At 71.4% G+C, this 14,768-nt stretch carries 10 protein-coding genes and 1 pseudogene; 7 read left to right on the top strand and 4 right to left on the bottom strand.

Annotated features, from left to right (window positions below; genetic code table 11):
- Positions 1 to 166: 166 nt before the first annotated feature.
- Positions 167 to 2,893 carry a DNA polymerase I gene (gene polA, locus N8I84_RS11135; RefSeq protein WP_263229369.1) on the top strand — a complete coding sequence of 909 codons (2,727 nt, stop codon included), beginning with the start codon at positions 167 to 169 and terminating at the stop codon, positions 2,891 to 2,893.
- A 178-nt stretch (positions 2,894 to 3,071) separates the two neighbouring features.
- On the opposite strand, the gene N8I84_RS11130 is transcribed toward polA, so the two are convergent.
- Entirely contained in the window at positions 3,072 to 3,926 is an 855-nt protein-coding gene (locus tag N8I84_RS11130; protein ID WP_263229368.1) for a DUF4184 family protein, read from the bottom strand.
- A 273-nt stretch (positions 3,927 to 4,199) separates the two neighbouring features.
- Between N8I84_RS11130 and N8I84_RS11125 the strand changes: the two genes are divergently transcribed.
- The 3 genes from N8I84_RS11125 to N8I84_RS11115 all read left to right on the top strand — a co-directional run bounded on the left by N8I84_RS11125 (position 4,200) and on the right by N8I84_RS11115 (position 7,248).
- Complete coding sequence (locus N8I84_RS11125; RefSeq protein ID WP_263229367.1) at positions 4,200 to 5,939, top strand: lytic transglycosylase domain-containing protein; 1,740 nt, start codon at positions 4,200 to 4,202, stop codon at positions 5,937 to 5,939.
- Positions 5,940 to 6,098: 159 nt separating this feature from the next.
- Complete coding sequence (locus N8I84_RS11120) at positions 6,099 to 6,233, top strand: SPW_0924 family protein (RefSeq protein WP_263229366.1); 135 nt, start codon at positions 6,099 to 6,101, stop codon at positions 6,231 to 6,233.
- 22 nt (positions 6,234 to 6,255) lie between these two features.
- Positions 6,256 to 7,248, top strand: coding sequence for a DUF3068 domain-containing protein (locus N8I84_RS11115; RefSeq protein WP_263229365.1), 993 nt, complete (start codon positions 6,256 to 6,258; stop codon positions 7,246 to 7,248).
- Here N8I84_RS11115 and hrpB read toward each other — a convergent pair.
- The 3 genes and pseudogenes from hrpB to N8I84_RS11100 form a co-directional block, all read right to left on the bottom strand.
- Positions 7,238 to 9,738 (bottom strand): annotated as a pseudogene (hrpB, locus tag N8I84_RS11110) (ATP-dependent helicase HrpB). The gene N8I84_RS11115 and the pseudogene hrpB sit on opposite strands and share 11 nt — an antisense overlap.
- 25 nt (positions 9,739 to 9,763) lie before the next feature.
- Positions 9,764 to 10,090: a hypothetical protein gene (locus N8I84_RS11105; protein WP_263229364.1), complete on the bottom strand. Its 327-nt coding sequence runs from the start codon at positions 10,088 to 10,090 to the stop codon at positions 9,764 to 9,766.
- Between the two features lie 143 nt (positions 10,091 to 10,233).
- Positions 10,234 to 11,094 carry a class I SAM-dependent methyltransferase gene (locus tag N8I84_RS11100; RefSeq protein WP_263229363.1) on the bottom strand — a complete coding sequence of 287 codons (861 nt, stop codon included), beginning with the start codon at positions 11,092 to 11,094 and terminating at the stop codon, positions 10,234 to 10,236.
- Positions 11,095 to 11,439: 345 nt separating this feature from the next.
- Here N8I84_RS11100 and rpsA point away from each other — a divergent pair, with 345 nt between their 5' ends.
- From rpsA to coaE, 3 genes are all read left to right on the top strand, one after another.
- Entirely contained in the window at positions 11,440 to 12,930 is a 1,491-nt protein-coding gene (gene rpsA / locus N8I84_RS11095; protein ID WP_103839640.1) for a 30S ribosomal protein S1, read from the top strand.
- Between the two features lie 182 nt (positions 12,931 to 13,112).
- Positions 13,113 to 14,051, top strand: a complete 939-nt coding sequence (locus tag N8I84_RS11090) for a PAC2 family protein (protein WP_263229362.1) — start codon at positions 13,113 to 13,115, stop codon at positions 14,049 to 14,051.
- Positions 14,052 to 14,121: 70 nt separating this feature from the next.
- Positions 14,122 to 14,730, top strand: a complete 609-nt coding sequence (coaE, locus tag N8I84_RS11085) for a dephospho-CoA kinase (protein ID WP_263229361.1) — start codon at positions 14,122 to 14,124, stop codon at positions 14,728 to 14,730.
- The last annotated feature ends 38 nt before the right edge of the window (positions 14,731 to 14,768 follow it).

The following is a 14,768-nucleotide window of genomic DNA, read 5'->3' as shown; positions in this document are numbered from 1 at the left end:
AACAGGCAACGATGTGGAGTCTCGGCGGCGACGGGGCGGCGCCGGTCCCTGCACCTGGCCTCGCGGGGCGCTGCGGCACCGCCCGGGCACCGAGAGGCCCCGTCCGGCCGCCGGAGGAGCCCACGGCCGGGGCCGAGTGTCAGTGGGGCGTGGCAGGATCGGGGGCGTGGCAGAGACAGCATCGAAGCAGACCGACAAGACTACCGGCGGCGACCGTCCCCGGCTGATGCTCATGGACGGGCACTCCTTGGCCTACCGCGCGTTCTTCGCGCTGCCCGCGGAGAACTTCACCACCGCGACCGGCCAGCCGACGAACGCGATCTACGGTTTCGCGTCGATGCTGGCCAACACCCTGCGTGACGAGGCGCCCACGCACTTCGCGGTGGCGTTCGACGTCTCCCGCAAGACCTGGCGCTCGGAGGAGTTCACCGAGTACAAGGCGAACCGTTCGAAGACCCCGGACGAGTTCAAGGGCCAGGTGGAGCTGATCTGCGAGCTGCTGGACGCCATGCACGCCGCCCGGTTCGCGGTCGAGGGGTACGAGGCGGACGACGTGATCGCCACGCTCGCCACCCAGGCCGAGGCAGAGGGCTTCGAGGTGCTGATCGTCACCGGCGACCGCGACTCCTTCCAGTTGGTCAGCGAGCACACGACGGTGCTGTATCCGACCAAGGGCGTCTCGGAGCTGACCCGGTTCACCCCGGAGAAGGTGTTCGAGAAGTACGGGCTCACGCCGGCGCAGTACCCGGACTTCGCCGCCCTGCGCGGCGACCCGTCGGACAACCTGCCCGGCATCCCGGGCGTGGGTGAGAAGACGGCGGCGAAGTGGATCAACCAGTTCGGCTCCTTCGCGGAGCTGGTCGAGCGCGTCGACGAGGTCAAGGGCAAGGCCGGGCAGAACCTGCGCGACCACCTGGAGTCGGTGAAGCTGAACCGCCGGCTGACCGAGCTGGAGCGGCAGGTGGAGCTGCCGAAGGCGGTCGCCGACCTCAGGCGTGCCGCGTACGACCGCAAGACCGTCGCCATGGTCCTGGACACCCTGGAGATCAGGAACCCCTCGCTGCGCGAGCGGCTCTTCGCCGTCGACCCGGGCGCCGAGGAGGTCGAAGCGCACCCGGTCGTGGCGGACGGCGTCGAGCTGGACGGGGCGGTGCTGGGCGCAGGAGAGCTGAAGCCGTGGCTGACCGAGCACGGCACACAGGTCCTGGGTGTCGCCACGGTCGACTCATGGGCGCTGGGCACGGGCGCGGTGGCCGAGATCGCGCTCGCCGCGGCCGACGGCGCGGCGGCCTGGTTCGACCCGGCGGAGCTGGACGAGGCCGACGAGAGGGCGTTCGCGGAGTGGCTCGCCGACCCGGCGAGGCCCAAGGTCCTGCACAACTCCAAGGGCGCGATGCGCGTCCTTCCCGAGCACGGCTGGTCCCTTCAGGGCGTGACCATGGACACGGCGCTCGCCGCGTACCTGGTCAAGCCGGGCCGTCGCTCCTTCGCGCTGGACGCGCTCTCACTGGAGTACCTGGGCCGTGAGCTGGCGCCCGCGGCCACGGCGGACGGACAGCTGGCCTTCGGTACGGACGAGGGCGCCGAGGCCGAGGCGCTGATGATCCAGGCCCGGGCGATCCTGGACCTCGGCCAGGCGTTCGAGGAGAAGCTGCGGGAGGTCGGTGCGGCGGATCTGCTGCGCGACATGGAGCTGCCCACCTCCGCGCTGCTGGCCCGGATGGAGCGGCACGGAATCGCCGCGGACCGAGCGCATCTGGAGACCATGGAGCAGATGTTCGCGGGCGCCGTCCAGCAGGCGGTGAAGGAGGCGTACGCCGCGGCGGGGCACGAGTTCAACCTGGGCTCGCCCAAGCAGCTCCAGGAGGTCCTCTTCGGTGAGCTGGGCCTGCCGAAGACGAAGAAGACGAAGACGGGCTACACGACGGACGCGGACGCACTGGCGTGGCTGGCGACCCAGACGGACAACGAACTGCCGGTGATCATGCTGCGCCACCGGGAGCAGGCGAAGCTGCGGGTGACGGTCGAGGGCCTGATCAAGACGATCGCGACGGACGGCCGCATCCACACCACGTTCAACCAGACGGTCGCCGCGACGGGCCGCCTGTCGTCGACGGACCCGAACCTGCAGAACATCCCGGTGCGCACGGACGAGGGCAGGGCGATCCGCCGGGGCTTCGTGGTCGGTGAGGGCTTCGAATCCCTGATGACCGCGGACTACAGCCAGATCGAGCTGCGTGTGATGGCCCACCTGTCCGAGGACGAGGGCCTGATCCAGGCGTTCACCTCCGGGGAGGACCTGCACACCACGGTCGCCTCCCAGGTCTTCGGGGTCGGCCGTGACGCGGTCGACGCGGAGATGCGGCGCAAGATCAAGGCGATGTCCTACGGCCTGGCGTACGGGCTGTCGGCGTTCGGCCTGTCCCAGCAGCTGAACATCGAGGCGGCGGAGGCCCGCGCGCTGATGGACACGTACTTCGAGCGGTTCGGCGGGGTGCGCGACTATCTGCGCCGTGTGGTGGACGAGGCGAGGGCGACGGGCTACACCGAGACGCTCTTCGGCCGCCGCCGCTATCTGCCCGACCTGAACAGCGACAACCGGCAGCGTCGGGAGACGGCCGAACGGATGGCGCTGAACGCCCCGATCCAGGGTACGGCGGCGGACATCGTCAAGATCGCGATGCTGAACGTGGACCGGGCGCTGCGTGAGGCGGACCTGAAGTCCCGGATGCTCCTCCAGGTCCACGACGAAATCGTGCTGGAGATCGCCCCGGGCGAACGGCAGCAGACGGAGGACCTGGTCCGCCGGGAAATGGCAGCAGCGGTACGGCTACGGGCACCACTGGACGTCTCGGTGGGGTACGGGACGGACTGGGAGTCGGCGGCGCACTGAGTGCCGGGCGGGCGGCGTTCGCCCGGCAAGGACGGGCGTTGTGGGGGTGCCCCGCCCGAGCCGTTGAAGCCGGTTCAAGGGTGGGGGCGCCTGCCGGGCGCGGCGACGGGGCGACGGTTGCCCGTCGCCGCACCAACCCGCGTGTCCGGGCAGTCCACCCCGGATGGCCCGGAGGCGATCAGCGTGACGCCGGTCGAGCCGGTTCCCGATCGGTGCCCCGGCGGTCCCTGGTCGTGCGCCGCAGGGCCCTGACGCCCGTCACATACAGCGCCATCCCCACCGCGAGGCCCGCGCCCGCGCCGAAGCACGTCGGCGGGATCACCTCCCACGGTTTCGCGTGGGCTCCCCAGTAGGCCCACCACCGCGACGCCCGCTGCACCGCCCCCGCCGCCGCGCACCCGCCGATCACCGCCGTAGCCAGCCACCGGTCCGCCCACGACAGCACCGGCAGCGCCGACACCGCCGACGAACCGGCGGACGCCCGCCGCAGCGCGACCGCCACGAACACGGCGATCATGACGGCCGCCACGGCCGAACTCCCGTACTGCAGATACGTGTACCGCGGCGCACCCGCCGTCGGCCGCGCAAGCCAGGGCAACACCTGTACCCCCCACCGGCCGATGTGTGTGAACGCGTCCCACACCACGTGCGTCAGCGCACCCAGCACCGCGGAGACGTACCACCGCGCCAGGAGTGCGAACGAGACCTTGCGCAGCGGTGTACCGCAGCGCACCAGCGCCGCCACCCGCCCCTGCACCGTCGGCGGCAGCAGCGCCACCAACGGCTCCCGCAGTACCAGCCACAACCCCACCAGTGCCCAAGCGATGAGCACATCGACGGTGAACACCCCTGTGAAGGAGTGCGTGACCGTACCGAACTCCATGCCCCCGGACACCACGCTCGCCGCGAAGTAGGTCATGTCGGGCGCGAACGATCCCGCGACGAGAACGGCGGGTACCAGCCGCCCGCGTCCGGACCCGTCCGCGCGCACGGCCGGCAGGACGGCCGCGGCATGGCTGAGGGTGAACGGCACGAAGCCTCCCGCCGCAGATGTTGACCGAGCACAACCACCCGGCGATCACGAGCGTCCAGTATGAGGGACGCATGAGAAAGGTGAGGCGACCCGCCCTGCTTCTGCGTCCGCCCCAAGCGGACATGACCAACTGGTGAAAACCGGGCACCAACCGGTGTCGACGCGTCGCAAGTTGTCGTAGGGTCACTTGGTCGCCGCGCACGGATGCGTGGTCGAACACACGGACACAACAGAGCAGCACACACCAGGTCGTCGACGGGAGGGGTTCACTCAATGGCGGCGCGTTTCGGCAGGAGGCTGCGCAAGGGGGCGGCAACCACCGCTTTGGCCGCGGCCGCGGTCGCGGCTCTGGCGGCATCCCAGGCTCCGGGAGTCACCAGCGACGACCAGGGCAGACAGGCCACCGGCGCGCAGTCCACGCCCGAGACGACCGGCAACACGAGCGGCGGCGACACCGCCACCGGCAACGGCGGCTACTACACCGACCTGCCCCCGCTCAAGAGCCCCACCGAGTCGCCCGACCCCAGCGCCACGCCCACCACGGGCCCTTCCGGCACAGGGCAGGGCGGCATACCCGCCACGGTCCTCGACGCCTACAAGAAGGCCGCGGCGGAACTCCAGAGCTCCAAGCCCGGCTGCAATCTGCCGTGGCAACTCCTCGCCGCCATCGGCCAGGTGGAGTCAGGCCAGGCCGAGGGCGGCCGGGTCGACGCGGACGGCACCACGTACACGAAGATCCTCGGCCCGGTCCTGAACGGCAACGGCTTCGCCAGCATCAAGGACACCGACAACGGCGCCTACGACGGCGACAGCACCTATGACCGTGCGGTCGGGCCCATGCAGTTCATCCCGTCCACCTGGGCCTGGGCGGGCCGCGACGGCAACGGCGACGGCGTCAAGGACCCCAACAACGTCTACGACGCCGCTCTGGCCGCCGCGCACTACCTGTGCCGCGCGGACCGTGACCTGTCGGTGCAGGCCGACATGAACGCCGCGATACTCAGCTACAACAACTCGCAGGACTACCTGAACACCGTTCTGTCCTGGTACGAGTTCTACCGCAAGGGCACCCACTCGATCCCGGACGGCACCGGCACCCTGCCCTCGCACCGCAGCGACCGGAACTCCGGCGCGAGCCCCGACCCGAAGCCGGGGAAGACGAGCAAGCCCGGCAGCTCCGAGCCCGCCGGCGGCACCACCGGCCCCACCCCCACCCCGCCGTCGCCGAGCAAGCCCACCACCCCGAAGCCGACTCCGCCCGCCCCCACCCCCACCGACACGGTGGACCACCTGGCCGACGGCGGCACCGGGCAGCTCTCCGCGAAGACGGGCGACACCTTCGACCGGAAGGTCGTGGTGAAGGCCGTCACGAAGGCCGGCAAGGCCGTGCCGAAGGTCCGCGTGCGCTTCGCGATCATGGATGACACGGACACCACCTTCACCGGTGGGGAGACCGTCGCGACCGTCGTCACCGACAGCTCGGGCAAGGCCACCGCGCCCGCGCTCGTCGCCGGCCAGAAGACCGGCGGTTTCAGGGTCCGCGCCCTGGTCGTGGGCCGCATGGTCGCCGGTCTCGACTACTCGGCCACCGTTGTCGAACGCCAGGCCGACACCCTCGTCCGCACCAGCGACACCGAGCTGACCTGCACACCGGGCGGTGAGTTCGCGGACCAGGTCGAGGTGAAGGCCACGTACAAGGGCGCCGTCGCGGACGGTGTCGCGGCCACGGCGACGCTCGTCAAGTCGGCCGACGACCTGACCGAGAACGACAAGGGCCCCTACTTCAAGGACGCGAGCGGCAAGACCGTACGCACGCTCACAGGCCTCAAGACCGACGCCGACGGCCTGCTGAAGCTGCCGAAGCTGTACGCCGACGACACGACCGGCACATTCCTGCTCCGCATCACCACGGCGGGCGGGGCCACCCTGACGGTCGAACTGAAGGTCGCGGCGGCCGACTCGTCCCCCAGCCCCAGCCCGAGCCCGAGTCCGAGTCCGAGCCCCAGCTCGTAAGGCCGGCCGGGAACGTACGACGGCGGCGCCCCTCCACCGCGGAGGGGCGCCGCCGCCTTTTCGTGCGTCCTGTTCTCATCTCACGCCTCCGTTGCTACGGTGCCGGACCTGACGGTCCATCAGTTGCCCTGTGCCGGCTGCCGTCCCGGGGAGGCCCGTATGCGCGCCCTCATCGCCGCCGCGATCGGCCTGGCGGCGGCGTTCGCCCTGGTGTTCGGCCTTACGGCCCTGGGTTCGCCGTCCGGCACGACGTCCCCGAAACCACTGCTGACGACGGTCCCCAGCCATCCGTGACGCGCGCAAAGGAGGACGCGAGATGCGCCGCAAGGCCGGCCTGGTCCTGCTCGCCTTCGCCGTGTTCTTCACGGCGCTGTCCCCACTGCTGCGCTGGTACGCGTTCCCACGCCTGGCCAAGGTCCCCGCGAACCAGTACCAGACCATGGTCCTCGAGGCGAAGAACGCCACCCTCCTCGACTACGGCACCATGACGTCCCGCACGGTCCCCGAGGTCATCATCGTGCAGACCCTCAGAGGGAACGTGGAGGCCGCTGACAAGATCGAGAAGACCGCGGGCCGGGACGTGGTCGTGTGGGACGGCCTGTCCTATGTGCAGGGACCCGACGGCGCCATGGTGTCCCGCATCCCGGAGCGGTACATCTTCGACGCCCACAGCCAGGAACCCGTCCACGCCACCGGCGAGATGGTCGACGGCGACCCCGTCCACCGTGACGGCATCGAGTTCAAATGGCCCTTCCTGACCCAGAAGCGGGACTACGAATACTTCGACGCGCAAGCCCGCGTCACCCGCCCCATCCACTACAGGGGCACGCGGACCTTCCGGGGCGTCAAGGTCTACTGCTTCGAACAGACGATCCCGTGGACCAAGGTCCCCTTCCCCAAGATCATGCCCGTCAAGGGCATCACCCCCGAGTCGGTCGCGAAGACCGGCACGACCCGCTGGTACACGACGGTCCGCAAGTTCTGGGTAGAACCCCTGACCGGCGCGCCCGTCTACGGCGAGGAGATCCACAAGGAGGAACTGCGGGGCGGCACGCTCCTCGGGGGACGTGACAGGGTCACGGTTTTCGCGGGGCATGTGAAGATGCGCGAGGACTACCTCGCCTCGACGGTCGCCCTGGTCGAGCACAACCGCCTAATGATCCTGCTGCTGACGTCCTCCCTGCCGTGGGGCTTCCTGATCCTCGGCGCCGCCCTTCTGTCGCTGTCCCTCTACCTGGAGGCGCGCGGCCGCCGCCCGGACGACCCGGAGCCCACCGCGGTCGAGGAGCCCGAGCCGGTCACCGCCTGAGCCGAGCGTTCGTGTGCCGGGTCGGCTCCGCGGTGGCCGGGTCCTCCGGCCAGGGGTGCTTGGGGTAGCGGCCGCGCAGCTCCGCCCGTACGGCCCTGTACCCGTCCCGCCAGAAGGAGGCGAGGTCTGCGGTGACGGCCGCGGGCCGCCCGGCGGGGGAGAGCAGGTGCACGACGACGGGCACACCGGCGAGCTCGGGCGAGGCCTGCACCCCGAACACCTCCTGCAGTTTCACGGCGAGCACGGGCCGCTCGGGATCGGCGTAGTCGATCCGGATCGCGGACCCGCTCGGGACGGTGATCCGCTCCGGGGCGAGTTCGTCGAGCCGGGCGGCCTCCCCGGTGGACCAGGGCAGCAGCCGGGCCAGGGCCTGCCCCGCGTCGATCCGGGCGAGGTCGGCCCGCCGCCGGGCACGGCTCAGCTCGGGCTCCAGCCACTCGTCCACGCGCGCGTGGAGCACGTCATCCCGGACGTCCGGCCACGGCTCGCCCAGGTGCAGTCGCAGAAAGGAGAGTCGCTGCCGCAGCACAAGGGCCTGAGGGGACCATCGCAGCAGACCGAAGCCCTCCTGCCGCAGCCCTTCCAGCAGGGCCCGACGTACGAGGGCGGGCGCCGGGTCCCGCAGCGGCCGCGCCGTCAGCTCGAGGGCCCCGAGCCGCTCGACACTCCGGGCGACGACGTCCCCGTCGGCCCAGTGCACCTCCTCGCCCGTGGAGTACAGGGCCCCGGCCGCCCGCCGCGCCACGTCCTCGTCGACCACGGCGGCGAGCCCCACGCGCGCGTGCCCCGCACCGACGGGCCGGTCGGCCACGGCCACCGCCAGCCACGGGGCGCCGCGCAACCCCGACCCCTCCCTCAGCTCGGCGCGGGTGCCGTTCACCATGAGGCAGGAGCCGTCATCGGCCCGCGCGAGCCGCTCCGGGAAGGCGAGCGCGGCGACGAGTCCGACCACATGGTCGTCGCCCACCTCCGCAGCACCGGCAGGCACGTCGTCCGCCGCGGCCCGCAGCCGGCGCACCTCCTCCCTCCAGCGCCCCGCGTACGCGTCGCCCCCGCGCCGGGCCGCCCGCCACACCGCCGCCAGGTCGTCGCCGTACTCCCGCGGCGGCTCCTCGCTCAGCAGAGCCACCGCCTCCGCGGCGCGCTCCGCACCCACTCGCGGGGCCGCGTCCAGCAGCGCCCGCGCCAGCCGTGGATGCAGTCCCAGCCGGGACATCCGTACGCCCCGCTCAGTGACCCGTCCCGCCGCGTCCACCGCGCCGATCGCCGTCAGCACCGACCGCGCCGCCGCCATCGCCCCGGGCGGCGGTGCGTCGAGGAGCGCCAGCCCGGACGCGTCCGGGTCGCCCCAGGACGCCGCCTGCAAGGCGAACGCGGTCAGATCGGCCAGCCGGATCTCCGGCGCCGGGAAACGCGGCAGCCGTGCGTCCTCCGCCTCGGACCAGCAGCGGTACACCCGGCCCGGCGCCTCACGCCCCGCCCGGCCCGCCCGCTGCCGACCCGCCGCCTGCGAGGCCCGTACCGTGGTCAGCGCGCTCAGCCCCGCGCGTGGTCGACCCGCGGCTCGCGCGCGAGACCGGAGTCGACGACCACCCGCACGCCCGGGACGGTCAGGGACGACTCCGCCACGGCCGTCGCCAGCACCACACGCCGTGCCGAGCCCGGCGACAGCACGGCCTCCTGCACGGCCGCCGGCGCACGCCCGTGCACCTGGAGCACCTCGGTGCCGCCGAGATCCCCCAGATGACCCGCCACGCGCGCGATCTCCCCGACACCGGGCAGGAAGCACAGCACGTCCCCCTCGCACTCGGCCAGCGCCCGCCGTACCACCGACGCCACATGCGCGAGCAGCGCCGGATCCACCCGCGTCCCGTGCGGCGGCCGCACGGGACGCGCGGGCGGCGCCCACACCACCTCCACGGGGTACGACACGCCCTCCGCCTCGACGACCGGTGCCCCGCCCAGGAGCCGTGCCCAGCCCACCGCGTCCGTCGTCGCGGAGGCAGCCACCAACTCCAGCTCCGGCCGCAGCGTCTGACGCACATCGAGCAGGAAGGCGGCGACCGTGTCGGCGTCCAGGTGCCGCTCGTGGACCTCGTCGAGAACGACCACGTCGACGCCCGCCAGCTCCTGGTCCCGTTGCAGCCGCTGCAACAGCACACCGGTGGTGACGACCTCCACGCGCGCGTGCCGCCCGACCACCCGCTCCCCGCGCACGGCGTAGCCGACGCTCTCACCGGTCTTCTCGCCCAGCAGCCACGCCATCCGCCGGGCCGCCGCCCGCGCCGCGATCCGCCGTGGTTCTGCCACCACCACCCGCCGAGCGGGACCGCCGCCCAGCAGTCCCGCCAGCTCGAGCGGCACGAGCGTCGTCTTGCCGGTGCCCGGCGGGGCGCACAGCACCGCCGTACCGTGCGCGCCCAGAGCGGCCCGAAGAGCGGGCACGGCGGAACGGACGGGCAGGCGGTCGAGAGCGTCGCGGCGGATCACCGCACCAGTGTTCCAGGCGGCCGCGTCACGGAAGAAAGACGTGCCGGCACCGCAGGCAGAACAGCTGCCTGCGCCAGTCGGCCCGCTGCCGCGCCGCCTGCGTGACGCTGCCGCGCAGGGACACCAGCCACAGGCCCCCGCCGGCGAGCCCGACGAACCCCAGCCACACCTCCGACACGAGCAGGGCGCAGCCCACGGTCAGGAGCCCGAACGGCGCCGCCCAGCGCTCTTCGTCCAGTGCGGGCCGCGCGAGGTGCGGTGCCCCGGCGCGCGCCTCGGGCGACAGCGTCCTCCAGTACGTGCGGAGCCGGGTGGTCCTGTCCCCTCGCCGGCAGACCGGGCAGACGTGCATGCGCGTACCCCCCACCGCCTGGCACCGCGGAGCGCGGCCTTGAGGGTGATATATCGACTCATCGTTTGTGCCCTGCCGGTACGGTCGGCATACGCGCACGGCCGCCACCCCCGCAGATTGGCCGGAACCGGTCCCTCGGTACCTCAGTCCCGTTCGCACACGAAGATCGCCGTCCCCGGGATCAGCGCGCCGCGCAGCGGCGACCACCCGCCCCACTCGGACGTGTTCCAGGCCGGCCACTCCGGCTCGACCAGGTCGACGAGCCGGAAGCCGGACGTCACGATGTCCCGCACCCGGTCGCCTAGCGTGCGGTGGTGCTCGACGTACACCGCCCGGCCCTCGTCGTCCTGCTCCACGTACGGCGTGCGGTCGAAGTACGAGGCCGAGACCGCGAGGCCCTCCGGTCCCGGCTCGTCCGGGAACGCCCAGCGGATCGGATGGGTCGCCGAGAACACGAAACGGCCGCCGGGGCGCAGCACCCGGTGCACCTCGCGCAGCACCAGCCGCGGGTCCGCCACGAAGGGCAACGCCCCGTACGCCGAGCACGCCAGGTCGAAGGAGGCGTCCCGGAAGGGCAGCACGCAGGCGTCCGCCTGCACCAAGGGGAAGCCGGCGCCGATGCGCAGGGCGTGCTGGAGCTGGCGGTGGGAGAGGTCGAGGGCCACAGGGCGGGCGCCGTGCCCGGCGAGCCAGCGGGAGCACTGCGCCGCGCCGGCGCCGATCTCCAGGACGTCCTTGCCCTTCAGGTCCTCGGGCGGGCCCAGCAGCTCGGCCTCGACCTCGTCCAGGCCCTCGGGCCCCCATACGAAGCGGTCGTCGCCGAGGAAGGTGCCGTGCTCGATCTGGTACTCGTCCGCGTTCCTGTCCCACCAGCCCCGGTTGGCCCGGGAACTCTCCGTGACACCCGCCGCGCGTCGGGTGGCTTCAGGTTCGAACTGTTCGGGCTCTTGGATGATGGGCTCCCTCGTCGTACTCTTCCGTCCAGCCTGACGCGGCGGTGTCACGGAAAAGGATCCTGTGGCCTGCACGGTCTCGTGGAATCGGCCGGGTGCGGCCGGTGTCGCACGGGTGACTTGTGCCGGGAATGCGGCGATCCGCCCCGGGTGTGCGCCTTCGCGCATTGACCCTGTCCGGCTGCCCCCGTATGCTACAAGTTGCGCTGCGGGCCTGCGCACCTCAGACGTAGCAGGCTGCGCTCGCATCTGTTGTATGTCCCCTCGGTTGTCGAGGCGCCACCACCGGTCGGCTGGTGGGGCGCTTCCTTGGCTGTCCGGCTTCTGCAGAGCGAAACGGGCTCCGGCGTGAGCAGTACCTACGACTTCAATGTCCGTACCGGAGCCCTTTTCCACATGACGAGCAGCACCGAGACCACCGCCACCACCCCGCAGGTAGCGGTCAACGACATCGGTAACGAGGAAGCGTTCCTCGCAGCGATCGACGAGACGATCAAGTACTTCAACGACGGCGACATCGTCGACGGCGTCATCGTGAAGGTCGACCGGGACGAGGTCCTGCTCGACATCGGTTACAAGACCGAAGGTGTCATCCCGAGCCGCGAGCTCTCGATCAAGCACGACGTCGACCCGAACGAGGTCGTCGCCGTGGGCGACGAGATCGAGGCCCTGGTCCTCCAGAAGGAGGACAAGGAAGGCCGCCTGATCCTCTCGAAGAAGCGCGCCCAGTACGAGCGTGCCTGGGGCACCATCGAGAAGATCAAGGAAGAGGACGGCATCGTCACCGGTACCGTCATCGAGGTCGTCAAGGGTGGTCTCATCCTCGACATCGGCCTCCGTGGCTTCCTGCCGGCCTCCCTGGTCGAGATGCGCCGCGTCCGCGACCTGCAGCCGTACGTCGGCAAGGAGCTCGAGGCCAAGATCATCGAGCTGGACAAGAACCGCAACAACGTGGTCCTGTCCCGCCGTGCCTGGCTCGAGCAGACCCAGTCCGAGGTCCGCCAGACCTTCCTCACGACCCTGCAGAAGGGTCAGGTCCGGTCCGGTGTCGTCTCCTCGATCGTCAACTTCGGTGCCTTCGTGGACCTGGGTGGCGTCGACGGTCTGGTCCACGTCTCCGAGCTCTCCTGGAAGCACATCGACCACCCGTCCGAGGTCGTCGAGGTGGGCCAGGAGGTCACCGTCGAGGTCCTCGACGTCGACATGGACCGCGAGCGTGTCTCCCTGTCGCTGAAGGCGACCCAGGAAGACCCGTGGCAGCAGTTCGCCCGCACCCACCAGATCGGCCAGGTCGTGCCCGGCAAGGTCACGAAGCTGGTTCCGTTCGGTGCGTTCGTCCGCGTGGACGAGGGTATCGAGGGTCTGGTCCACATCTCCGAGCTGGCCGAGCGCCACGTGGAGATCCCGGAGCAGGTCGTCCAGGTCAACGACGAGATCTTCGTCAAGGTCATCGACATCGACCTCGAGCGTCGCCGGATCTCGCTGTCCCTGAAGCAGGCCAACGAGTCCTTCGGTGCCGACCCGACCGCCGTCGAGTTCGACCCGACCCTCTACGGCATGGCCGCGTCCTACGACGACCAGGGCAACTACATCTACCCCGAGGGCTTCGACCCGGAGACCAACGACTGGCTGCCGGGCTACGAGAAGCAGCGCGAGGAGTGGGAGCGCCAGTACGCCGAGGCGCAGGCCCGCTTCGAGCAGCACCAGCAGCAGGTCATCAAGTCCCGCGAGGCGGACGCCGCTGCCGCTGCCGAGGGTGGCGAGGCCGCCGCTCCGGCTGCGACCGGCGGTTCGTACTCCTCCGAGGGCGGCGACAACTCCGGCGCCCTGGCGTCGGACGAGGCGCTGGCGGCCCTGCGCGAGAAGCTGGCCGGCGGCCAGAGCTGAACGCTCACGGCTAGCCGTTAGCCGATGACTGAGGGCCCGTCCCCTGTGGGGCGGGCCCTCAGTCGCGTTCCGGGGCCCGGCCACTGTCGGCTGTGACAGCCGTACTGCCGGTGCGCGAACCGGGGAATGACCGTGCCCCGGCCCGCGTTGTGCCGTACGAACACGAGGAGGAGCGGTCTACAGTGCTTGATCCGCAGGGTTTGTACGCATGGGAGCCGAAGGGCCTCGCCGTCGTCGACATGGCGCTCGCCCAGGAATCGGCCGGACTGGTCATGCTCTACCACTTCGACGGATACATCGACGCGGGTGAGACCGGCGACCTGATCGTCGACGGGCTCCTCGACGCGCTGCCCCAGCAGGTCGTGGCCCGCTTCGACCACGACCGGCTCGTGGACTACCGCGCCCGCCGTCCCCTGCTCACCTTCCGGCGCGACCGCTGGACCGACTACGAGGTCCCCGACCTCGAGGTGCGTCTGCTCCAGGACGCCACCGGAGCGCCCTTCCTGCTGCTGTCGGGGCCCGAGCCGGACGTGGAGTGGGAGCGGTTCGCCGCGGCCGTGGGGCAGATCGTGGAGCGGCTCGGCGTCCGTCTGTCCGTGAACTTCCACGGCATCCCCATGGGCGTGCCGCACACCCGGCCGGTGGGCCTGACCCCGCACGGCAACCGCACCGACCTGGTACCAGGTCACCGCAGCCCCTTCGAGGAGGCGCAGGTACCGGGCAGTGCCGAGTCCCTGATCGAGTACCGGCTCGCTGAGGCCGGACACGACGTTCTGGGCGTCGCCGCGCACGTCCCCCACTACATCGCCCGCTCCCCGTATCCGGACGCCGCGCTCACCGTCCTGGAGGCCATCACGGCCGCCACCGGACTCGTCCTGCCGAGCGTCGCGCACTCCCTGCGCAACGACGCGCACCGCACGCAGACGGAGATCGAGCGGCAGATCCGGGAGGGTGACGAGGACCTGGTGCGGCTCGTCCAGGGGCTCGAGCACCAGTACGACGCCGCCGCGGGCGCCGAGACACGCGGCAACATGCTCGCCGAGCCCATGGAGATCCCGTCCGCGGACGAGATCGGGCAGGAGTTCGAGCGCTTCCTCGCGGAGCGCGAGGGCGACAGCTGAGCCCGAGGCCCACAGCCCGACCCGCGGCCTGCCACCGACACCGTCGGTGGCAGGCCGTAAGCTTCCCGGCATGCTGAAGGTGGGCCTGACCGGCGGTATCGGCGCCGGCAAGAGCGAGGTGTCGCGGCTGCTCGTGGAGCGAGGGGCCGTACTGATCGACGCGGACCGCATCGCGCGCGAGGTCGTCGCTCCGGGCACTCCCGGGCTCGCGGCGGTCGTCGAGGCGTTCGGCGAGGACATCCTCACCGCGGACGGCAGCCTGGACCGCCCCAGGCTGGGCTCCATCGTCTTCGCCGACCCGGACAAGCTCGCGGTTCTGAACTCGATCGTGCACCCCTTGGTGGGGGCCCGCTCCCGCGAACTGGAGACCACCGCTGACGACGACGCCGTGGTCGTCCACGACGTCCCCCTCCTCGCCGAGAACGGGCTGGCCCCGCTCTACGACCTCGTGATCGTCGTCGATGCGAGCCCCGCCACCCAGCTCGACCGGCTGGTCCGTCTGCGCGGTATGACCGAGGAGGACGCACGCGCCCGCATGGCCGCCCAGGCACCACGGGAGAAGCGCCTGGAAGTCGCGGACATCGTGATCGACAACGATGTGCCCCTGGAGCAGCTGAAGCGGCGCGTAAGGGACGTGTGGGAGGAACTCGTCCGCAGAGCGCACCGTTCCCCGGAATAGCGTCCGCCCGCCGGGGCGTTGAACCGGTGCAGTAAGGG

The sequence above is a fragment of the Streptomyces cynarae genome (assembly GCF_025642135.1).
In the GTDB taxonomy this organism is placed as follows: domain Bacteria; phylum Actinomycetota; class Actinomycetes; order Streptomycetales; family Streptomycetaceae; genus Streptomyces; species Streptomyces cynarae.
Note: the sequence above shows the minus strand (reverse complement) of the source record. Positions and strands in the feature narration are given on the sequence as shown.

What these genes read in the sequence shown, in the direction of transcription:
- N8I84_RS11105 (WP_263229364.1), bottom strand. Translation starts at nt 10,090, where the DNA reads ATGCACGTCTGCCCGGTCTGCCGGCGAGGGGACAGGACCACCCGGCTC.
- rpsA (WP_103839640.1), top strand. Translation starts at nt 11,440, where the DNA reads ATGACGAGCAGCACCGAGACCACCGCCACCACCCCGCAGGTAGCGGTC.
- coaE (WP_263229361.1), top strand. Translation starts at nt 14,122, where the DNA reads ATGCTGAAGGTGGGCCTGACCGGCGGTATCGGCGCCGGCAAGAGCGAG.
- N8I84_RS11120 (WP_263229366.1), top strand. Translation starts at nt 6,099, where the DNA reads ATGCGCGCCCTCATCGCCGCCGCGATCGGCCTGGCGGCGGCGTTCGCC.
- N8I84_RS11115 (WP_263229365.1), top strand. Translation starts at nt 6,256, where the DNA reads ATGCGCCGCAAGGCCGGCCTGGTCCTGCTCGCCTTCGCCGTGTTCTTC.
- N8I84_RS11125 (WP_263229367.1), top strand. Translation starts at nt 4,200, where the DNA reads ATGGCGGCGCGTTTCGGCAGGAGGCTGCGCAAGGGGGCGGCAACCACC.